This is a genomic window from Actinomyces sp. ph3 (assembly GCF_000308055.1).
Taxonomy (GTDB): Bacteria; Actinomycetota; Actinomycetes; order Actinomycetales; family Actinomycetaceae; genus Pauljensenia.
Map to the genome: position 1 here is coordinate 198,085 of NZ_CAGY01000005.1, position 20,001 is coordinate 218,085.

19 protein-coding genes and 3 tRNA genes are annotated in these 20,001 nt (G+C 58.2%); 16 read left to right on the forward strand and 6 right to left on the reverse strand.

What is annotated here, in order from left to right; translation table 11 throughout:
- Positions 1 to 9 precede the first annotated feature (9 nt).
- Together HGAS_RS06090 and htpX are read left to right on the forward strand one after the other, a co-directional pair.
- Positions 10 to 1,512, forward strand: a complete 1,503-nt coding sequence (locus HGAS_RS06090) for an FAD-dependent oxidoreductase (RefSeq protein ID WP_019126954.1) — start codon at positions 10 to 12, stop codon at positions 1,510 to 1,512.
- 21 nt (positions 1,513 to 1,533) lie between these two features.
- The gene (htpX, locus tag HGAS_RS06095; protein WP_019126955.1) at positions 1,534 to 2,415 is read left to right on the forward strand and encodes a zinc metalloprotease HtpX; all 882 of its coding nucleotides are present in this window, start codon (positions 1,534 to 1,536) and stop codon (positions 2,413 to 2,415) included.
- A 134-nt stretch (positions 2,416 to 2,549) separates the two neighbouring features.
- On the opposite strand, the gene HGAS_RS06100 is transcribed toward htpX, so the two are convergent.
- Positions 2,550 to 3,053 carry a YajQ family cyclic di-GMP-binding protein gene (locus tag HGAS_RS06100; protein ID WP_026066683.1) on the reverse strand — a complete coding sequence of 168 codons (504 nt, stop codon included), beginning with the start codon at positions 3,051 to 3,053 and terminating at the stop codon, positions 2,550 to 2,552.
- Positions 3,054 to 3,156: 103 nt separating this feature from the next.
- Here HGAS_RS06100 and HGAS_RS06105 point away from each other — a divergent pair.
- The 14 genes from HGAS_RS06105 (at position 3,157) to HGAS_RS06170 (ending at position 15,652) form a co-directional block, all read left to right on the forward strand.
- Positions 3,157 to 3,238: transfer RNA gene (locus tag HGAS_RS06105), tRNA-Tyr, on the forward strand.
- 85 nt (positions 3,239 to 3,323) lie between these two features.
- Positions 3,324 to 3,396 (forward strand) — tRNA-Thr (locus tag HGAS_RS06110).
- Between the two features lie 29 nt (positions 3,397 to 3,425).
- A tRNA-Met gene (locus tag HGAS_RS06115) sits at positions 3,426 to 3,502 on the forward strand.
- Positions 3,503 to 3,552: 50 nt separating this feature from the next.
- Positions 3,553 to 3,723, forward strand: a complete 171-nt coding sequence (rpmG, locus tag HGAS_RS06120) for a 50S ribosomal protein L33 (protein WP_019126956.1) — start codon at positions 3,553 to 3,555, stop codon at positions 3,721 to 3,723.
- A gap of 83 nt (positions 3,724 to 3,806) precedes the next feature.
- Positions 3,807 to 4,856, forward strand: a complete 1,050-nt coding sequence (locus HGAS_RS06125; RefSeq protein ID WP_026066684.1) for a sialidase family protein — start codon at positions 3,807 to 3,809, stop codon at positions 4,854 to 4,856.
- A 150-nt stretch (positions 4,857 to 5,006) separates the two neighbouring features.
- Positions 5,007 to 6,581 (forward strand): ABC transporter substrate-binding protein, encoded by a 1,575-nt coding sequence (locus HGAS_RS06130; RefSeq protein ID WP_019126958.1) that lies wholly within the window; start codon positions 5,007 to 5,009, stop codon positions 6,579 to 6,581.
- Positions 6,582 to 6,697: 116 nt separating this feature from the next.
- Entirely contained in the window at positions 6,698 to 7,654 is a 957-nt protein-coding gene (locus HGAS_RS06135) for an ABC transporter permease (RefSeq protein ID WP_019126959.1), read from the forward strand.
- 3 nt (positions 7,655 to 7,657) lie between these two features.
- Positions 7,658 to 9,712, forward strand: coding sequence for a dipeptide/oligopeptide/nickel ABC transporter permease/ATP-binding protein (locus HGAS_RS06140; RefSeq protein ID WP_019126960.1), 2,055 nt, complete (start codon positions 7,658 to 7,660; stop codon positions 9,710 to 9,712).
- Positions 9,712 to 10,572, forward strand: coding sequence for an ABC transporter ATP-binding protein (locus tag HGAS_RS06145; RefSeq protein WP_019126961.1), 861 nt, complete (start codon positions 9,712 to 9,714; stop codon positions 10,570 to 10,572). The genes HGAS_RS06140 and HGAS_RS06145 overlap by 1 nt, the downstream gene beginning before the upstream one ends.
- Positions 10,572 to 11,489, forward strand: a complete 918-nt coding sequence (locus tag HGAS_RS06150) for a dihydrodipicolinate synthase family protein (RefSeq protein WP_019126962.1) — start codon at positions 10,572 to 10,574, stop codon at positions 11,487 to 11,489. Before HGAS_RS06145 ends, HGAS_RS06150 begins: the two co-directional genes overlap by 1 nt.
- Positions 11,490 to 11,594: 105 nt before the next feature.
- Positions 11,595 to 12,515 carry an ROK family protein gene (locus HGAS_RS06155; protein ID WP_019126963.1) on the forward strand — a complete coding sequence of 307 codons (921 nt, stop codon included), beginning with the start codon at positions 11,595 to 11,597 and terminating at the stop codon, positions 12,513 to 12,515.
- Between the two features lie 8 nt (positions 12,516 to 12,523).
- A complete protein-coding gene (locus HGAS_RS06160; RefSeq protein ID WP_019126964.1) occupies positions 12,524 to 13,198 on the forward strand; it encodes an N-acetylmannosamine-6-phosphate 2-epimerase in 675 nt (224 codons plus the stop codon).
- A 105-nt stretch (positions 13,199 to 13,303) separates the two neighbouring features.
- On the forward strand, positions 13,304 to 14,554 hold the full coding sequence (locus tag HGAS_RS06165) for an MFS transporter (RefSeq protein WP_019126965.1): 1,251 nt from the start codon (positions 13,304 to 13,306) through the stop codon (positions 14,552 to 14,554).
- A gap of 9 nt (positions 14,555 to 14,563) precedes the next feature.
- Complete coding sequence (locus tag HGAS_RS06170) at positions 14,564 to 15,652, forward strand: UDP-N-acetylmuramate dehydrogenase (RefSeq protein ID WP_019126966.1); 1,089 nt, start codon at positions 14,564 to 14,566, stop codon at positions 15,650 to 15,652.
- A 37-nt stretch (positions 15,653 to 15,689) separates the two neighbouring features.
- Here HGAS_RS06170 and HGAS_RS06175 read toward each other — a convergent pair whose 3' ends face one another.
- The 5 genes from HGAS_RS06175 to HGAS_RS06195 all read right to left on the reverse strand — a co-directional run bounded on the left by HGAS_RS06175 (position 15,690) and on the right by HGAS_RS06195 (position 19,866).
- Positions 15,690 to 16,103: a hypothetical protein gene (locus HGAS_RS06175; protein ID WP_019126967.1), complete on the reverse strand. Its 414-nt coding sequence runs from the start codon at positions 16,101 to 16,103 to the stop codon at positions 15,690 to 15,692.
- A complete protein-coding gene (locus tag HGAS_RS06180; RefSeq protein WP_026066685.1) occupies positions 16,100 to 16,570 on the reverse strand; it encodes a helix-turn-helix domain-containing protein in 471 nt (156 codons plus the stop codon). Before HGAS_RS06180 ends, HGAS_RS06175 begins: the two co-directional genes overlap by 4 nt.
- 45 nt (positions 16,571 to 16,615) lie before the next feature.
- On the reverse strand, positions 16,616 to 17,707 hold the full coding sequence (locus tag HGAS_RS06185; RefSeq protein ID WP_019126969.1) for an adenosine deaminase: 1,092 nt from the start codon (positions 17,705 to 17,707) through the stop codon (positions 16,616 to 16,618).
- Positions 17,707 to 18,516 (reverse strand): alpha/beta hydrolase, encoded by an 810-nt coding sequence (locus tag HGAS_RS06190; protein WP_019126970.1) that lies wholly within the window; start codon positions 18,514 to 18,516, stop codon positions 17,707 to 17,709. Before HGAS_RS06190 ends, HGAS_RS06185 begins: the two co-directional genes overlap by 1 nt.
- Before the next feature lie 135 nt (positions 18,517 to 18,651).
- Positions 18,652 to 19,866, reverse strand: coding sequence for a pyridoxal phosphate-dependent aminotransferase (locus HGAS_RS06195; protein WP_019126971.1), 1,215 nt, complete (start codon positions 19,864 to 19,866; stop codon positions 18,652 to 18,654).
- Between the last annotated feature and the right edge of the window lie 135 nt (positions 19,867 to 20,001).

Sequence of the window (20,001 nt, forward strand, 5' to 3'; positions counted from 1 at the left end):
AGGATACGAGTGAGCACCTACAACGTCGCCGTCATCGGCGCTGGACCTGCTGGCATCTATGCATCGGATATTTTGTCCAAATCCGGTTTGGACGTGAATATCGACCTATTTGAACGCCTTCCCGCCCCCTATGGTCTGGTCCGCTACGGTGTTGCTCCCGATCACCCGCGAATCAAGCAGATCATTGTCGCCCTGTACAAGATCCTGCAGCGCGGTGATATTCGTCTTTTGGGCAATGTTGAGATTGGCCGCGACGTCACTATCGATGACTTGCATGCGCACTACGACGCGATCATCATCGCAACCGGTGCTGACCGCGATGCCCCGCTGAATATCCCCGGTGTTGATCTGCCTCAGTCCTACGGTGCTGCTGATTTTGTCTCTTGGTATGACGGTCACCCGGACTACCCGCGCACCTGGCCGCTGGAAGCGAAATCCGTGGCCGTTTTGGGCGTGGGAAATGTTGCTCTGGATGTTTCCCGTGTTTTGGCCAAGCACGCGGAAGACATGCTCGTGACCGAGATCCCGGAAAACGTTGCAAAGGGCCTTGCCGAAAACCCTATTACTGACGTTCATGTCTTTGGTCGTCGTGGCCCCGCCCAGGTGAAGTTCACACCGCTGGAACTGCGCGAACTGGGGCATGTTCCCGATGTTGACATCATTGTTTCCGAGGATGACTTCGACTTTGATGAAGGTTCCGAAGAAGCCCTGCGCGCCTCGAACCAGCAGCGCCAGGTTGTCAAAACTCTGACGAACTACGCGATGGAGGATCCGGAGTCTCACACGGCTTCGCGTCGCATCCATATCCACCTTTTCCAATCTCCGGTCGAGATCCTCGCCGATGAGAATGGCAATGTCAGCGCGATCCGCACCGAGCGCACCGAGCTGACGGGCGATGGATCCGTACGTGGAACCGGTGTCATTTCCACCTGGCCCGTCCAGGCTGTCTACCGCGCGATTGGCTACTACTCCTCGCCGGTCCCCGGTCTGCCCTTCGATAAGCGCGCGGGTGTTGTTCCCAACGTCGAGGGCCGCGTGATTGATTCTGATACGACGAAGAACGAAGATGCCCCGGTGATTCCGGGTATCTATGCAACCGGCTGGATTAAGCGCGGTCCCGTTGGCCTCATTGGCTCGACGAAGTCCGATGCTCAGCAGACGATTTCGCACCTGGTTGAGGACGCCGAGGCCGGTCGCCTGCATGCGACTTCTTCCGAGGTTGGTCACGAGGCCATGGTTGCGCTGCTGCGCGAGCGTGGCGTTGAGTTCACGACCTGGGAGGGCTGGGAGCTTCTTGATGCCTACGAGGCCGCGCTGGGCGAGCAGTTCGGCGAGGTTCCCGGTGGCCGTGGAACGCGCGAGCGCGTAAAGGTCGTGTCACGTCGCGCGATGACCGATATTTCCCAGGGAAAGGATGAGGTTCACAAGGACCTGATCGGCGAAATGGGGGAGATGGGTGTTCCTTCCGCCCCCGAGCGTTTTGAGGACTACTCGGGGCCGACTCGCGCCTGAGACGGTCACTAAGGAGGCGTTATGCATACGCGTCACTATCACAATGGCCTGAAGACCACCGTGCTTTTGGGCGGGATGTGGGCTCTGCTCCTGGCAATTGGCTATGCCATTGCCCTTGGAACGCGGCAGTCCATGTGGATTTTCATCTTCGCCGGGATCGGGCTCATCCAAATCGTCTGGTCCTATTGGAACTCTACGACTATGGCTTTGCGTTCGATGAATGCCTATCAGGTAACTGAGGCGCAACAGCCTGCGATGTATCGGATTGTTCGCGAGCTGTCACAAAAAGCTGGTCAACCAATGCCGACGCTTTGGGTGGCTCCCACAATGACGCCGAATGCTTTTGCCACGGGGCGTAACCCTTCGCACGCAGCGGTGTGCTGCACCGAGGGTATTTTGCACCTGCTCAACGAACGCGAGCTTCGCGGAGTCCTTGGGCATGAGCTGATGCACGTCTACAACCGCGATATCCTGACATCCTCCGTCGCGGCAGCGATGGCAAGTATCATGACCTCTATCGCCCAATTCATCTTGTACTTCGGTGGTGGAAGTCGTGATAATCGCGAAGGCGGAGTTCTTTCTGCAATTGGCGGCATCCTGCTAGCGCTTCTCGCTCCTTTTGCGGCCACACTGATCCAGTTCTCTCTTTCGAGGACTCGCGAATACGATGCAGATGAGGACGGCGCCTACCTGACTGAAGATCCGCTGGCCTTGGCCTCGGCACTGAAAAAGCTTGAGTCGGGAAATGCTCAGTATCCTCTTCAGGCGACGCCGCAGACTCAGAATGTCTCAGCAATGATGATTGCGAATCCTTTCAGAGGAAAGGGCTTGCGTAATCTCTTTTCGACTCACCCTCCGATGGATCAGCGTATTGCGCGCCTTGAGCACATCGCGGGCTACTAGGAAGTGGCTGACTTCTAAGGACAGACGCGTGAGAACCTTGAAGTCAAACGTGATCATCCAGAACTTATGAATAACCTGTGGGGGCATCTAGCAGCGCTAGATGCCCCCACAGTGTTGCTGTCAGTCGATCTGAGTCAGCGGTAGTTTACGAACTGAAGTGCGACCTCAAGTTTTTCTCCCGAGGGGCCCTTGAGCAGTGCGATGACTGCTTGGAGATCATCACGAGACTTTGAAGAGACGCGAATTTCATCACCCTGGATCTGCGCTTTGACTCCCTTGGGTCCTTCATCGCGGATCAGTTTTGTGATTTTCTTCGCAACGTCCTGTTCAATTCCTTCACGCAGGGGTGCAACTAGGCGGTAGATCTTGCCCGATGCCTTCGGCTCGCGATCCTTGAGATCAAGAGCTTTCAGGGATACTCCTCGGCGAATGAGCTTGGTTTGAAGAACATCAACGATGGCCATGACGCGTTCGGGAGTGTTGGCTTCCATCTCGATTGCGTCTCCGCTCAGGCGGATCGAGGCGTCAACGCCGCGGAAGTCGTAGCGCGTTGATACTTCTTTTGCGGCTTGATTGACCGCATTGTCGACTTCCTGGCGGTCTAATTTGGAAACAATGTCAAATGATGAATCGGCCATGACCATCCTCTCTTTGTGCTCTATGGCGCACTTGGGTCGCTCTGATTGGCGCGCGACCCGTTCATTCTGCTATTCTTCCACAGCACCGATTTTTTCGACGCATGGCAGGTTTCCAGAGCGGCCAAATGGATCTGACTGTAAATCAGACGCTTCGTGCTTCGGGGGTTCGAATCCCTCACCTGCCACAGTCTCGTAGAGACTCGTTGTGATGTCATTCTCACTGACAGGAATTGCTTCGCAGTTCGGTTATGAGTTAGGCTTCTCGGCGTTGCCCCGATAGCTCAGTCGGCAGAGCGTCTCCATGGTAAGGAGAAGGTCAAGGGTTCGATTCCCTTTCGGGGCTCAGGTCGCGGTTTCGACCGCAGCCGCTGCGGCGGGGTAGCTCAGCTGGTCAGAGCGCACGACTCATAATCGTGAGGTCGCGGGTTCGAGCCCCGCCCCCGCTACCAGACCAACAGAGTCGCACGCCGACATAAGCAACAGCAAAAGGGGAATCACCGTGGCAAGCAAGTCTCAGGACGTTCGCCCCAAGATCACTCTGGCATGCTCGGAGTGCAAGGAGCGCAACTACATCACCAAGAAGAACCGTCGTAACACGCCGGATCGTCTTGAACTGCAGAAGTACTGCCCGCGTTGCCGCAAGTCTACGCTTCACCGCGAGACCCGCTGACGGCGTCGCGCTAAACCCCGAGGAACGCAAGCTCCTCGGGGATTTTTGTTATCTGTTTCCATTTTTCCGCTAGTGTGGTCCCCATGAGTGCCCGCGTGGATTGTCGTCAGATTGTTGCCCCACTGGATAGGGGCGAGGCCCGCATTCCTGCCCTCGTGACGCTTCCCAGCGGACGCTTGCTTCTCTTTTATGACGAGCGGCCAGCCCCGGCCTCGGGAAATGGCTCGGATTTTAATGGGCTGACGATGGCCTCGGACCTTCCCAACCCGAATCGAATTCGTTGGGTGGAGTGCACTCTTCCAGCCGAAGATGAAAATGCGTCAAAGTGGAGTACGCCGCGCGATCTTCCTCCTGCCCTTCCTGCGATTACCTCTGATGCGTGTGTGGGGATCGATGGTGACGGTCTTCTTCACCTGGCCTGCGCTTCGACTCGTGGTCGAGTGGGATACATGGATTCGCGTGCCGATGGTGAACGCCTTCAGGCGATTCTTGCGTGGGGGAGCGGCCCGGAGGACCTGCAGGCGCGTGATATTACGGATGAGTTGTACTCTCGCACGGGGGCTGATGCACTCTTCGCAACCTCGGGCTCGACTGTGACGTGGCAGGGGGCGGTTCTTCTTCCCTATGTTGTGCGAGTGGGTGATCGCACTCATGTGCAGGTGGTTGCCGTACGCGGCGGCGAGATTCAGTGGCTTTCTGATCCCCTAGTTGGTCCGAGGGGTGTTCTTCTTGATGAGACGACGCTGGCGCTTTGGGATGGACGGCTTGTTGCCAATTGTCGTTTGCAAGGATTTGAAGGCCGAGGCTCGGGAGCTCGTTACCTTGCATGGGGGGATGGGCGCAGCTGGAGTGGCGGTCAGTTATGGGATTGCGAGGACCCGGGATGCAATGCAAAACAGCTCGCCGACTTCTTTATTCACCCGCATTCACTCAGTTCACGTAGTGGAGGAACTGTTGTGCGCTTGACTCCTCCTTGGGAAGGAAATGTGCGCGCCGAGGCCGTTGCTGCCTTGGGTGGGGGAGAGTTTGGGTATAGCGACGTCTGCGTTCGTGGTGACAAGGTTGTTCTTGTGTTTGAACGGGACCGTGGACTGTGGGAGGCCGTGGTTCCTAGGTGCGAGCTTCTGCCCTAGAGTTTTTGTGCTGTGTGGGGCAGATCTCAAGGGGTGTATGAAATTGTTATCTGAATATCTTGCGGGAATTTGTCAGACAACATATGCTTGCATCAGCGGACGTGATAAACGGCCCGCACATCCCATTTCTCGAAGATGAGGAGCGAGAATATGCGTATGCGCAAGCACTTCGCAACCGGTGCTGCAATGGCAGCAGCGGCAACCATGGTCCTGACCGCATGCGGCGGCGGATCGTCCACTTCAACATCAACCAGCAGCAGCAGTAGTTCAGACTCAGGCGCACCCAAGGGCACCATCACCGTTGGTTCCGCCTACGAGACCACTGACTACGGCCCGATCACCACCTCAGCACTGGGCATCGGCGCGGACTGGCAGGTCCTCGAAGGCCTGTACCGCTTCGATATGTCCGACTACTCAGTCACCCCCGCACTTGCTGCCGGAGATCCCGTCAAGGTTTCCGACACCAAGTACGAAATCACTCTGCGTGACGGAGCGAAGTTCTCCGACGGCACGGATGTCAAGGCTGCAGACGTTGTGAGCTCCTATGAGCGCACCACCGATGAAAAGTCGATCTACCGTCAGTTCTTCACCTTCGTCGATTCTGTCGAAGCGAAGGATGACAAGACTGTCACCATCACCCTGAAGCACCCCTTCGCTGCACTGAAGGAACGTTTCGTTAACGTTCGAGTGGTTCCTTCAAGCATGAGCGCAGACGAACTGAAGTCCAAGCCGATCGGCTCTGGTCCCTACAAGTTCGATAACATCTCGGCCACTGAGGTCACCGCTGTTCCCAACGAACACTACAACGGCAAGATCCCCGCAAAGGCAGCCACCCTCAAGTGGAGCGTCCTCAAGGATGATTCGCCTCGTCTTTCCGCTGCTCTCGGTGGCAGCATCGACATCATGGAAGCAGTTCCTGCAGATGCAGCGGATAAGCTCAAGGCTGCGAACTGGACCGTTGATTCCAAGCCCGGCTACGGCAACCCCTTCATGATGTTCAACACTCAGAAGGCTCCCTTCGACAAGCCCGAGGTGCGTCGCGCATTCCTCAAGGCCATCGACAAGCAGAAGCTCGTTTCTGCCGCTCTCCGTAGTCAGGCTGTGGAAGCTAAGTCCTTCCTGCCCGAAGCAAACCCGGCCTACAAGAAGCCTGCAACCGACCTGTCCTACAACAAGGATGCAGCTAAGAAGGCACTTGACGAAGCCGGAGTCTCCGGTAAGGAAATTAACCTGGTCACCACGGACCACCCGTGGATCCTGGCACTGGTTCCTCAGGTCAAGTCTGATCTTGAAGCACTGGGCCTGAAGGTCAACCACCAGCAGATGGCTTCTTCGGCTCTGTACTCGACCGTCACCGATGTTGACAAGCCCGACTACGACATTGTCATCGCCCCCGGTGACCCCTCGGTCTTCGGTGTTGATCCCGGCATCATCATTTCTTGGTGGAATGGCGACAACGTGTGGACCAAGAAGCGTAACGGCTGGCAGGTCTCGGATCCCGAGTCCTTCAAGAAGCTGCAGACCATCATGGATGAGGCTGTCCAGCTTGAAGGTTCTGCGGCTAAGGAAAAGTGGGGAGAAGCTCAGGATCTGCTCGCCGAGCAGAGCGTGATCTACCCGCTCGCCTTCCGCAACATGATTACCGCATCTAACCCCAAGAAGGTCGATGGCTTCAAGGCAATTTCCGCCACCAGCCTGCAGCTGCTTGGAGTAAGCGCAAAGTAAGCCCTTCGAGGCTTCACAGAAAGGAGGGGTGGGATGCTCGCCCTGAGGCTCTAGCCACAGTGGGACCCCACCCCTCCCTTTCTTTGCCCAATTCCGCTTGACATGGAGGTCTAGCAGTGAATAACCTTCTGCGTCTTCTCGCGCGACGACTAGTGTGGTTGCCGATCATGGTGGTCGGTGTATCCTTCCTAGTCTTCTCAATTATGTGGCTGTCTCCCATTGATCCCGCCTACTCGGCGCTCGGTGAGACCGCAGCCCCTGATGCTCTTGAGGAATACCGCATTCAGCACCACCTCAATGAGCCCTTCTTCGTTCAATACGGCCTCTACCTGTGGGGGATGCTCCACGGTGACCTTGGAACATACGGTGTCGGTACCGGCTATCGCGTCAGCGACGAGATTGCCAAGGCTCTTCCTCTCACCCTGCAGCTGACATTCCTCGGTCTGATCATTGCCGTTCTTATTTCCTTCCCCCTCGGAGTCATCGCCGCGCTCTACCGTGATCGTTGGCCCGATAAGTTGATCCGTGTGATCTCGGTCGTTTCGATTGGTACTCCCTCCTTCTGGCTGGCAGCGTTGCTGGTCCTGCAATTCGTCGGTACCTCGATCCCCGTGTCGGGTGACGTTCCTGCTTTCAGCGATGACCCATCGAGTTGGTTCCTCCGGATGATTCTTCCGGCTATCGCACTGGCGGTTCCCGTCATCGGTCAGATGACACGTGTCGTTCGTACCTCGATGGTTGAAGAATTGGACCGTGACTACGTCCGAACTGCAATCGGTGCGGGTATTCCAAAGACCGTTGTCGTCGCGCGTAACGTTCTGCGTAATGCGCTGATCACCCCCGTGACCGTCCTTGGTCTTCGCATTGGCTACCTCATGGGTGGTGCGGTTGTTATTGAAATCATCTTCGCCATTGATGGAATGGGCAAGCTGGTGCTCCTGAAGGGTATCCAAGACAATGCTGTCGCCCTGGTGCAGGGCGGCGCATTGGTTGTCGCAATCGCCTTCATCATCGTCAACATCCTCGTTGACATGCTCTACCTGCTCATCAATCCGCGTATCAGGTCGGTGTGAGTCATGAACCAGAAAGCAAAACTCGAAAAAGTTACCCGAAAGGGCGTGCGTTTCTCGCGTATCGGAGCGATGTCTATCGGAGCCAAGATCTCAATGGTGGTCCTTGCTCTGATCGCTCTGGGCTCGATCTTGGCGCCCTTCATTGCACCCTATGATCCCGATGCGCTGAATGAAGCCTGGCAGGCTCCTTCTGCCGCACACCTCTTCGGAACTGATCACCAAGGACGCGATATTTTCAGTCGCGTGCTCTACGGCGGGCAGTACTCACTGTTCATCGGTATCGCCTCGACCATCATTGCCCTCTTCTTCGGTGCAATCATTGGTTCGATCGCAGCCGTGACGCGCAAGGCCATCTCCGAAACCATCATGCGTATCTTGGACATCGTCATGGCGGTCCCCGGTATCGCAATGGCGGCTGTTACGGTTCTGGTCTTCGGTCGTGCACTTTCCCAATCGGGCAATAAGTTCGGGCTTGTGATGGTGATCGTCTTCTCGATCGCCTTTGTCTACATCCCGCAACTGGCACGTATTGTTCGCGCAAACGTGATGGCCGCATACGGTGAAGACTACGTGCGTGCAGTGATCGTCTCCGGTGCTCGTGCACCATGGATCCTCATCAAGCACGTGATGCGCAATACCGCTGCTCCGGTTCTGGTCTTCGCTACGGTTTTGGTTGCAGACGCGATCATCCTCGAGGCCTCGCTGACCTTCATCGGTTCGGGCCTGAACCCCACCATGGTTGCGACCTGGGGCAACATCCTTTCGGAAGAATCCACCCACCTCTCAGTCATACTTGGGATGTGGTGGACGGCCGTCTTCCCCGGTGCATTCATCATGATCACCGTCTTGTGCTTGAACATCCTCTCCGAAGGCATCACCGATGCCATGGTTGCGGCTCCTTCGACGGCAGCCGTTGCCCAGGTCGATAAGAACTCTGATCGCGAAGCCGACCGTATCCTTCTGGATCCTCGCCGTGCATACGCCGAGCAGGCCGAGTCCCTGCAGCAACGCCTGGACGATCTGGAAGTTGTCGAAGGCAAGCGTCACGATCGTTTCGTTGCCACTTCGAAAGAAGCACCTCTGCTCGAGGTCAAGGACCTGTGCATCAAGTTCGAGCGTCACGGCGATGTCAATGTCGTCGATCACGTGTCCTTCAAGGTGCGCGCTGGCGAAACCATGGGTCTGGTCGGTGAGTCCGGATGTGGTAAGTCCATTACGGCACTGACCATCATGGGCCTCATTGACCCGAAGGCAGAGATCACCGGTGAGATCCTCTACGAAGGCAAGAACTTGCTGGAGATGAAGCCGGAAGAGCGTCGCGCGCTTCTGGGCCACGAGATGGCAATGATCTACCAGGATGCGCTTTCCTCGCTGAACCCCGCCATGCTCATCAAGGCACAGATGAAGCAGCTGACCAAGCGCGGCGGAACCCGCAGCGCAGAAGAACTCCTTGAGCTGGTGGGCTTGGACCCCAAGCGCACCCTCGAGTCCTACCCGCACGAACTCTCCGGTGGCCAGCGTCAGCGAGTTCTGATCGCAATGGCACTGACCCGCGACCCGAAGCTCATCATTGCTGATGAACCGACCACCGCACTGGACGTCACCGTTCAGAAGCAGGTCATCTCGCTGCTCAATGAGCTGCGTGAGAAGCTGGGATTCGCAATGATCTTCGTGTCCCACGACCTGGCTCTTGTCGCAGAGGTCGCCCACAATATCACCGTCATGTACGCCGGTCAGGTCATTGAGCAAGCTCCCACTCAGGAACTGCTCACCCACCCGACCCACGAGTACACCCGCGGCTTGTTGGGCGCGGTCCTTTCCATCGAGTCCGGCTCGGGACGTCTGCACCAGGTCCCCGGGACCGTGCCCTCGCCTCGGGACTTCCCGATCGGCGACCGCTTCGCCCCGCGTTCCTCGCACCCCGACTATGGCCTCGACATCCGTCCGATCCTCACCGAGGTTGGCCCGGAGCACGTGTATGCGGCACTGCCGCCTCGCGAGGAGGTTCTTGTCGTAAGCGAGACCGTCGTCATCGAAGAAGGTCAGGAGGAAAACTGATGAGTACCGAAACTCTGATTGTCGAAACCGAGACGGTGATCGCTACACCCGAACCTCCGATCATCGAGCTCAAAGACGTTGAGGTGACCTTCAACTCCCGTACTGGATCGCTGTTCAAGCCGAACAAGGTCTACGCGGTTCGCGGCGTTGATATGCGCATCGAGCGCGGACAGACACTGGGTATCGTCGGCGAATCCGGCTGTGGAAAGTCCACGACCGCCAATGTCATGTGCGGCCTCCAAATGCCAACGAAGGGCCAAGTGTTCTTCAACGGCGAGGAAGTCACCAAGCGCGGTGCGGATGCGCGTAGGCGTATCGGACGAGTCGTTTCCGTGGTTTTCCAAGACCCCGCAACCGCACTCAACCCGCGTATGCACGTTGCTGACCAGCTTGCTGATCCGCTGCGTGTGCACAAGATTGGTGACGAGGCCTCGCGAGCCAAGCGCGTTCGCGAACTGATCTCCTTCGTGGGCCTGCCCTCGAGCGCTTTGGATGCGCTTCCTGGTCAGCTCTCCGGCGGTCAGCGTCAACGTGTGGCAATCGCCCGTGCTCTGTCCATCGGTCCCGATGCGATCATCGCTGACGAACCGACCAGTGCTCTGGACGTCTCGGTTCGCGCACAGATCCTGAACCTGCTCACGGACCTGAAGAAGGAACTGGGCTTGGCGATGGTCTTCATCTCGCACGATATTCAAACTGTTCGCTACGTCTCTGACCGGATCGCTGTGATGAATGGCGGAAAGGTCGTTGAAGAGGGACCGGCAGCCGAATTGCTGGCGTCCCCGAAGGATCCCTACACCCGCAAGCTCCTGGGGGCTGCACCCTCGCTGCTGCATCCAACACTCGGAGGAGAGAACTAATGAGTTCACAGATTCGCGGCGTTGTCCCGCCGTTGGCTATCCCGCTGAAGAACGGCGAGCTGGACGTTGCCTCGTTGGAGCGTCACATCAATCGCATGATTGGTGCGGGCCTGAACGGCCTCTTCGTTTCCGGCTCTACCGGTGAGGTTGCATTCTCGACCTCCGAGCGTCGTCAGCAGATCCAGCGTGAGGTTGTTCGCATTGTCGACGGTCGCGTTCCGCTGCTGGTCGGTGTGATCGATACCGAAACTGAGCGTGTCATTGAGAACATCAAGGCAGTTGAAGAAATCGGTGGAGCTCTGGGCGTCGTTGCAACCGCTCCCTTCTATGCACTGGGCGGCCAGGCAGAGATCGAAAAGCACTTCCGCATCCTCAAGGAGAACACCAACCTTGAGCTGTGGGCCTACGACATTCCCGTCTGCGTCCACACGAAGCTGCAGAACGATCTTGTTCTTCGCTTGGGTAAGGAAGGCGTTCTTGACGGTGTTAAGGATTCCTCCGGTGACGATGTGGGCTTCCGCTGGCTGTCCCGTGCGAACGAGGCCGCTGGCCACCCGCTTCAGCTGCTGACCGGCCACGAAGTGGTTGTCGATGGTGCCTACATGTCGGGCGCAGATGGCTCGGTCCCCGGACTGGCCAATGTTGACCCCGATGGCTACGTCCGTCAGTGGCAGGCTTTCGAGCGCGGTGACTGGGAAGCCGTGCGCGCCGAGCAGGACCGTCTTGCGGACCTCATGCGCATCGTTTTGGTGAAGGGTGTTCAGGGCTTCGGTGCTGGCGTTGGTGCCTTCAAGACTGCTCTGCAGCTCCTCGGTGTCTTTGATTCCAACGAGATGCCGCGTCCTGTCGCCGCCCTCGAAGGTGACAACGTCGAGCACGTTGCTTCCGTCCTGCGCGAAGCTGGCTTGCTCTCCTGATCATCAGCGAGGCCGAGGTGGTCCTCCTCTCGCGTACGCGCGAGCGTGCGCCCGCCTTGGCCTCGCTGATTAACATTTTCATCCGTTATTTATTGGAGAACTTTCATGACTACGCTCCTCGCCCTTGATATCGGCGGAACCAAAGTCGGTTGGGGCATTGTCGAAGTTGGACAAAACTATACGGTTGTTGAGCGCGGCTCAATTCCTACTGAGGCTTCCCGTGGGGGTGCCGACGTTGCCGAGCGAATCTGCTCGCTGGCCTCGTCTCTCAAAGAGACTCACCCCGAAGCCTCGGGTGTCGCAATTGCTTCTGCTGGGGTCGTTGACCCCGCTGAAGGAAAGATTGTCTCGGCAACTGACATCATGCCCGGGTGGGGAGGGACCCCTCTGGGGAAGCTCGTTGCGCAGCGCACGGGACTTCCTGTGCGCGTCCTCAATGACGTCCACGCACACGGTCTGGGTGAGGCGACCTTGGGAGCCGGACGCCCCTATTCCTCAGTCCTTTCGATCGCAGTAGGTACGGGAATTGGTGGTGCCCTGGTTGAAGACGGCCATGTCACTTTTGGCTCCCGAGGGATCGCTGGGCACGTCGGTCATATCCATCACCACTTCGCCCCCGATATGGCGTGCTCCTGCGGTCGGCTTGGTCACATCGAGGCGTTCTGCTCCGGATCAGGAATTACGGCTTGGTACAACTCGCTGCGTCCTCAAGACGCTCCCGAAGTTGATGGTGGTCGTGCACTGCAAGAACTTGCAGATGCGGGTGACCCCCTGGCTAGCGCCTGCTTCTCGCGCTCTGCGTACGCACTGGGCGAGGCCACGGCCTCGCTGGTTAACTGCGTAGACCCCGCAGCGGTTATCATTTCTGGCTCAATGACTCGTTCCGGAGATATCTGGTGGGATGGCCTGCGTGAAGGTTTCGCAGCCAGCGCGATGACTCCCGTTGCTGATACACCGATCCTCATTGGTTCCCTGGGCGGCGACGCGCCGCTGCTCGGAGCCGTTTCATTCTTCCTCAACGCATAGGAGAAACCATGCATCCGCTTATTGCTGGCCTGAAGGGGAAGCTCATTGTTTCCGTTCAGGCTTACCCGGGAGAGCCCATGCGGCACCCCGAAACCATGGCGCAGATCGCGCGCGCTGCCGAAATCGGTGGAGCCGCGGCAATTCGCTGCCAAGGTCTGTCTGATATTTCCGCAATCAAGGGGCGCGTGGATGTACCCGTCATTGGTTTGTGGAAGGAAGGCCACGAAGGCGTCTACATCACTCCTTCGCTTCGACACGCGCGTGCGTGTGTGATGGCTGGGGCCGATATTGTCGCTCTGGATGCGACCGGTCGCCCGCGTCTTGATGGTCGTAGTTTTGCCGAAACCGTTGCAGCTCTTCGCGAAGAAGAGACTCTGGTTATGGCTGACTGCGGATCTTTTGAAGATGCACAGCGCGCCGTTGATGCCGGTGTCGATATTGTTTCAACGACTCTTGCTGGCTACACCGGAGATCGCCCGAAGACCGATGGTCCTGACTTAGAGCTTCTCGAGCAGACGGTTCAGGCATTCCCGAATGTTCCCGTAATCTGTGAAGGGCGTATTCACACTCCGGAGCATGCCGCAGCTGCTATGAAGCTCGGCGCGTTCGCAGTGATCGTGGGTACCGCAATTACTCACCCGACGTCGGTAACTGGTTGGTTTAAGGCCGCCGTCGAAAACTGACTTTTCTTCCGAATATCAGTCGGTGTCCGTGTGGAGCTATTTCACACGGACACCTCTTTTTGCGGCCTTTAAGCACGGGTCTATCGGCGAGTAAAATTTCGAATCATGTCTATTCCCTCATCGCGTGCTCACAGTGCTCTTCGTGCGACCTTTGTGGTCTATGCAGGCCTAGGTTTCGCAACCTCAGCGTGGCTCTCACGTTTGCCAGATGTACGCGATCATCTGGGATTGACCCCGGGCACAATCGGCATGATGCTGCTGATTGCCTCCCTGGGCTCTTTGCTGACCCTTCCCACTTCGGGTCCGATCGTCATGAAGATCGGTGCACGGTGGGCTGGGCGAATCGGCGTATTCATTTGGGCATTGGGCATTGCCGGAGCAGCGACGGGAACGCTTGCGAATTCTCTTGTGCTCTTCACCGCTTCCCTTGTCTTCATGTCCGCCGGGACGGGCCTGTGGGGATCGAGCATGAACATCGAGGCTGGTTTGGTCCAAGCTGCTGTGAGGCGCTTGGTCGTGCCCGTGATTCAGGCGATGTATGCCGTGGGTATGCTCGGCGGTGCGCTCGTAGGCGCACTTGCCGCACGTGCGGGACTTCCAGTTGCAGCTCACCTTTTTGGCTTGGCCACGCTTGAGCTTGTGGTCTGTGGCATCGCTGTCGGTTTCTACCTCAGCCACGGCGAGGTCGCCGCTCTTGAACCCGCTAAGGAAAGCCCTGCGGGCGAAGGGGACGAGGCCTCGGGAAACAATGCGAAGAAGGGCCTGACCCGCTTGGCGTGGCGCGAGCGTCGCACGGTTCTGATTGCGCTCATGGTGATGAGCGGTGGACTCCTGGAAGGCGCTGCTAACGACTGGCTGAACCTGTCGATGGTCGACGGTTATGGTTTTGCGACTTCTTCCGCGTCGGCGATCTTCGCTTTCTTCTTGCTGATGATGACGATCATGCGTTTCGGATCCCCGCGTTTGGAGAGGCGTTTCGGAGCGCCGCATTTGCTGCGATTCACAATGGGCTGCGCGATCATTGGCCTGACGCTTGTCGCTTTTGCTCCGCATCATATTCTGGCGATCGTTGGCGTTGCCCTGTGGGGTATTGGGGCTTCTTTGGTCTTCCCGCTGGGTATTTCCGCCCTGAGCGTTGATCCCGTGATGACGCCTGCGCGAGTCTCGGTCCTCTCGACCGTGAATTATGGTTCGGCGCTCATTGGACCGCCGATTTTAGGTCTTATTGCGGATCACGTTGGCTACCACCGTGCGCTCGTTTTCGTCGTGCTCCCGGTGTGTCTGGCCATCGTGTTGGCCGGCCAGGTTCCGGACCAGCGGGGGCGCGTGCGAGCCGTTGCACCTCTTGACGATTAATCTTGAGTCATGACGACTCTTGCTGAATTGACGACCTTTCGCGTGGGCGGAGAGGTTTCTCGCTTTGTTCGCGTGACTTCCAGTGAGGAATTGGTTGCTGCCGTTCGCGCGGCCGATGAGGAGCAGCGCCAGCTTCTAGTCCTAGGTGGCGGATCGAATCTGCTTGCATCCGATGCTCCATTTGATGGAACTGTCGTCGCCGTACGTCCGGGCGCAGAGATTGCACGGATCGTTGAAGAGGATGCGGATGGCTTGGTGATCGTCCGCGTGTGGGCCGGCACGGTCTGGGATGACTTTGTTGCGTGGAGCGTCGACGAACACCTTTCCGGTATCGAGGCCTTGTCGGGGATCCCCGGAAGCGCGGGGGCATCCCCGGTGCAGAACGTGGGTGCCTACGGACACGAGGTTGCTGAAACAATTCACAGCGTCGAGGCCTACGACCGCCTCGAGCAGCGCATCGTCCGTCTGCTCCCCTCCGAGCTAGGTTTTGCCTACCGTTCCTCCGCGATCAAGCACAGCATTGGTCAGCCCGGTCTTCCCGGCCGCGTGTGGGGGCCGACGGGGCGTTGGGTTGTGTTGAGCGTCGACTTTCGCCTCGAGCGCTCATCCTTGAGTGCCCCCGTCATGTACTCCGAACTTGCGCGGCGCCTGGGAGTGGAAGCTGGGGAGCGTGCCGAGGCATCCTTGGTCCGTTCGACCGTGCTCGAGCTGCGCGCGGGGAAGGGAATGGTCTTAAACCCCGAGGACCACGATACGTGGAGCGCGGGATCTTTCTTCACAAACCCCATCCTCCCCGAGGCTGTGGCCGCTGCGCTCCCCGAAGAGGCTCCTCGTTTCCCGGCGGGGGAGGGACTCGTGAAGACCAGCGCCGCTTGGCTCATTGACCACGCAGGCTGCTCCAAGGGTTTCCATCTTCCCGAGGCCGGTGACCCGCCTCGCGCATCCTTGTCGACCAAGCACGTGCTGGCGCTGACGAACCGCGGGGGTGCAAGTGGTGCAGATATCGAGGCCTTGGCGCGCGCTGTGCGCGAGCGAGTCTTTGATGCCTATGGTGTGACTCTTGTTCCTGAGCCTGTTGCCATCGGTATTGAGTGGTAACTCAGATCTTCTTCAACCTTGTGAATAGGCGAATTATTTACCCGCGAGGCTGCTGTCTATCTGCCTGAAGCGCGGTGCGTAGGCGTTCGATCATATCGGGAACATTGCGGGTAACGGCCGCCCACAGAAGCTTGTCATCCATGCTTTGGTACCCCGAATGTGCCGCGATGTTCCCAGTTGTCCGTAGTGCGCGTTTCTCGACCGAGGTGAGGGTATCCATGTATGGCGCGTATTCCTCGCGCTCCAGGAAACCAGCTAGCCGGATGATCACCATGCACGCGGAGTCGTATTCGGGGCAATCGGCGTTGAAGGTCTGAGGGGGGACTCCAGCAACCCGCTCGATGCGTCGAGCGATAACGTCAAGTTCACGTAAGAAGTTATCAACGTCGAAGCTAGGTGTTTGTCGTTTTGGCGCGCGTGGCCGAGGCGTGAAAGACGCAGGCTCGCTCACAGTGGTACCGCCTCGTCGATGATCTTCCGCAGAGCGTCGGGTACTTGTGTATCCGCGTGGACTTCGGTAGGAAATCCCGTGAGTTCGCTTGTAAACGATGCGATATCTGCCAGCTCAAACAGTGACAGCTCGCGGGTGGGAGTACCGATCAGATCAATATCCGATTCAAAGCCGTCCGTTCCCTGAGCGACGGAACCAAAGACGCGGAGGGAATCGAGGCCCCGTTTCATGGCATAGCGGCTAATGGAGGGCGCGTAGCGGGCTAGTGGCAGGGAGGGACGATAGTCGGCGGCGCGAAGAATTTTCTCGAGAAGCTCGGTGGATACGGCACGTTTCCCGGCTTCGATTTGTGCGAGGGTTGACTGGCTCATCCCGGTCATGCCTGCTAGCTCAGCCTGTGTGAGGGAGGCGTCAGTGCGTGCTTCGCGCACAAGCAATGGTGCATCCTCCCGATTAAAACGCGTCATAAGTGCATGATAGTGCACGCGTGCACTATTGGTGAAGAGAGATACTTAGGCCGCGGGCGGGGCCGCAAGCCACTGATCGATTTCCGCTTTCCACACGCGTTTCGATGCCTCGCTAGCCAAAGAAGCATCAATCGACTGACGGGCCAAATCCGCTAGCTGCGCGTCAGAAAGCCCGAAAACATCACGCGCGGCCTCGTACTGGGCAACCACGCGCGAATGGAACAACAAGGGGTCGTCAGCCGAAAGAGCAACGCGCGCGCCGGCCTCGATAAAGCGCATGAGCGGAACAGATGCGAAATCTGGGAAGACCCCCAGGTGAATATTCGAGGTCGGACACACTTCGAAAGAAATATCCGCGTCAATCAAACGCCGCAGCAAATCGGGATCTTCACTGGTGCGCACGCCGTGCCCCAAACGCGTCGGGTGCAGGGCTGAAACAACATTCATCACAGACTCCGGGCCCAAAAGCTCCCCGCCGTGAGGAACCGAGGCCAAACCGCCATCGCGGGCAATACGGAAGGCAGGAGCAAAAGCAGAGGTGTCGCCCATGCGTTCGTCATTCGATAGACCAAAGCCCACAACCTGTCCGGGGCCATCACCGGCATACTGAACCGCCAGACGAGCAAGCGTTCGCGCGTCAAGAGGATGGCGAATCCGCGAGGCCGCAACGATCAATGCAACTTCAACGCCCGTGCGCTTCCCCGCGGCGATCGCCTCGTCAATGATGATCTCCAAAGCGGGAGTAATCCCGCCAACCCAGGGCGCGTAAGACGTGGGGTCGACCTGCATCTCGAGGCGACGCGAGCCCTCGGCCGCATCATCTTCCGCGGCCTCGGCAACGATCCGCCGCATCGCGGCTTCGGAACGGACCAAAGCTCGCGCCGCATCGTAGGAACGCTGGAAACGGAACCAACCGCGGGCGTCCGCGGGCACGGTTAAGGGGTCCAAGTCCAAGAGGTGAGGAGGAAGGCGGGTGCCTTTCTCGCGGGCCATATCGATCAGAGTTTGCGGGCGCATCGCCCCAGTAAAGTGCAGATGCAGGTGTGCTTTGGGGAGCGTGGAGAGCGGCCGACGCCCGGGGGGAGTTGGTGCTGGAACCGTTAACGAAAGCTGGCGAGATGCTTGACGCTGCTCCATCAGTGCTTCTCGACCCACAGGAGCAAGTCGCGCAGGACCATGGCCTTCTCAGGCTCGTTGAGAACCTCGTGGCAGGCCCCGTCAATGACACGCAGGTGAATATCCGCACCGGGGTGAGCTTCGAGCACGCGCTCAACAAACTCTGCAGAGCCTTCCGGCGAGGTGAGCTCATCAGCGCTGCCGTGGAAAATCAGCGTGGGGCAGGTCAGGCGATCCGCATGATCAAGCGCCTTCTTGCCCTGAATCACCATGGTCGAGGCCGTCAGAAGCGGGGGAGCGCCGTGGTAGTTGAGGGGATCGGCGTCGAAAGCTTCTTGGACGCTGGGATCACGCGAAAGCAAGGAATGTTCGGGCGTGGACTGTGCCGCCGGAACCTGTACTCCCGGCAAATAGCGAGCCAGTTTCCCAAGTCCGCCAACCATGGGCATAGGAAGCTGGGGGAGTGGAATGAAAGCGGGTCCGGTGAGGACCATGCAGCGCAGATCCTTGCGGTAGATCAGCGCAGAAGCAGCGCTAATCAAACCACCCATTGAATGCCCAAAGAGGATCAATTCATCGCAGCGTGAATTGTGAAGAGCCTGTTGGCGAGCAGCGATGTGGTCCTTGATCAGTAGACCGACGTCGACCTGGGCGCGAGGACCTGGGGAAGTGCCATGACCGTAGTGGTCGTAGGTTGACACATCGTAGCCAGTCTGGAGAAGCGCATTGACCAGCCCTTCAAAACGTCCCGAATGCTCGCCATAACCGTGGGCGACAAGGACGTGTCCATTGGGTTGGTCGAGGTGTGTTCGCCGCGTCGAAAGGTCCATATGTCAATTGTGACAGCTCAAGCTCAATTTTGGATAGCGCTATTGGGGTATTTATTGACGCGGAGTAAGAAAAACCCGGGCGGTAGCACTGTGTCGCTACCGCCCGGGTGTATTGAAGTTTTGTATTCGGCTGTATCAGTGAGCTTCTGCCAGAAGTTCCTGGATGCGGCCAACGCCCTCAACAAGGTCCTCGTCTGCCAAGGCATAGGACAGGCGAATAAAACCAGAGGGGCCGAAGGCCTCGCCCGGAACGACTGCGACCTCGACCTCATCCAAGATCAGGTCGGCCAATTCGGCGGAAGTGGTTGGGACCTTCCCGCGAATCTCTCGACCAAGAAGATCCTTGACCGCCGGGTAGGCGTAGAAGGCCCCCTTAGGTGTGGGAACCTGGAGTCCGTCGATTTCGCGAAGCATCTTCACCATGGTTTGGCGACGACGATCGAATGCTTGGCGCATGTGTTCAACGACATCCAGTGGTCCATTGAGGGCGGCGATTGCAGCGCACTGAGCAATGTTGTTGACATTCGACGTCAGGTGCGATTGGAAGGAGGTCGCTGCACGGATCACGTCGTGAGGACCGATCATCCAGCCCACACGCCAACCGGTCATCGCATAGGTCTTCGCGACACCGTTCAACACAATGGTTTGGTCGGCAAGTTCGGGGACCAGCTTGACGATGTGTGCGCTCTGCGCACCGTCGTAGAGAAGGTGCTCGTAGATCTCATCGGTGATCACCCACACACCGTGCTTGAGTGCCCACTGACCGATGGCCGTCAGCTCAGCGGGAGTATAAACGGCGCCTGTTGGGTTAGAGGGCGAGCACAGAAGAAGAAGCTTGGTGTGAGGGGTACGCGCGGCCTCGAGCTGATCAACGGTGACCTTGTAGTCCTGATCAGCACCCGCGAAAACTTCCACCGGGGTTGCGCCCGCGAGCTTGATGACCTCGGGGTAGGTGGTCCAGTAGGGGGTGGGGAGGATGGCCTCGTCTCCGGGGTTCAGCAGCGCTGCGAAGGCCTGGAAAACCGCCTGCTTTCCACCGTTAGTCACCAAAACCTGGTCGGGGCTGACCTCGTAACCCGAATCGCGCAGAGTTTTGTGCGCGATTGCTTCCTTGAGTGCAGGAAGGCCCGAGGCCGGGGTGTAGCGGTACATCGCGGGGTTGCGTGCTGCTTCGAGCGCGGCCTCGACAATGTAATCGGGGGTGGCGAAATCAGGTTCGCCCGCACCGAAACCAACGACGGGACGCCCCTGTGCCTTCAGCGCCTTAGCCTTAGCGTCGACGGCAAGGGTTGCAGATGGAGTGATATTGGCGAAGCGCGTTGAGATGCGCGAAGCTGATTGAGTATCCACATCAGTATTGTGACATGGCCGCAGTCATTTATTGGTCTGAGTCACAATTTGAGCGTCTATGAGGCAATGTCGCGCGGATGAGTTGGACATGGGGCGCGTTCTCCCCTAAACTCAACCAGGCAACACTTTTTGAAG

Coding starts and splice junctions, on each gene's coding strand:
- HGAS_RS06125 (WP_026066684.1), top strand. CDS start 3,807: ATGAGTGCCCGCGTGGATTGTCGTCAGATTGTTGCCCCACTGGATAGG.
- HGAS_RS06160 (WP_019126964.1), top strand. CDS start 12,524: ATGCATCCGCTTATTGCTGGCCTGAAGGGGAAGCTCATTGTTTCCGTT.
- htpX (WP_019126955.1), top strand. CDS start 1,534: ATGCATACGCGTCACTATCACAATGGCCTGAAGACCACCGTGCTTTTG.
- HGAS_RS06130 (WP_019126958.1), top strand. CDS start 5,007: ATGCGTATGCGCAAGCACTTCGCAACCGGTGCTGCAATGGCAGCAGCG.
- HGAS_RS06145 (WP_019126961.1), top strand. CDS start 9,712: ATGAGTACCGAAACTCTGATTGTCGAAACCGAGACGGTGATCGCTACA.
- HGAS_RS06100 (WP_026066683.1), bottom strand. CDS start 3,053: ATGGCCGATTCATCATTTGACATTGTTTCCAAATTAGACCGCCAGGAA.
- HGAS_RS06150 (WP_019126962.1), top strand. CDS start 10,572: ATGAGTTCACAGATTCGCGGCGTTGTCCCGCCGTTGGCTATCCCGCTG.
- HGAS_RS06170 (WP_019126966.1), top strand. CDS start 14,564: ATGACGACTCTTGCTGAATTGACGACCTTTCGCGTGGGCGGAGAGGTT.
- HGAS_RS06190 (WP_019126970.1), bottom strand. CDS start 18,516: ATGGACCTTTCGACGCGGCGAACACACCTCGACCAACCCAATGGACAC.
- HGAS_RS06155 (WP_019126963.1), top strand. CDS start 11,595: ATGACTACGCTCCTCGCCCTTGATATCGGCGGAACCAAAGTCGGTTGG.
- HGAS_RS06180 (WP_026066685.1), bottom strand. CDS start 16,570: ATGACGCGTTTTAATCGGGAGGATGCACCATTGCTTGTGCGCGAAGCA.
- HGAS_RS06185 (WP_019126969.1), bottom strand. CDS start 17,707: ATGGAGCAGCGTCAAGCATCTCGCCAGCTTTCGTTAACGGTTCCAGCA.
- HGAS_RS06165 (WP_019126965.1), top strand. CDS start 13,304: ATGTCTATTCCCTCATCGCGTGCTCACAGTGCTCTTCGTGCGACCTTT.
- HGAS_RS06140 (WP_019126960.1), top strand. CDS start 7,658: ATGAACCAGAAAGCAAAACTCGAAAAAGTTACCCGAAAGGGCGTGCGT.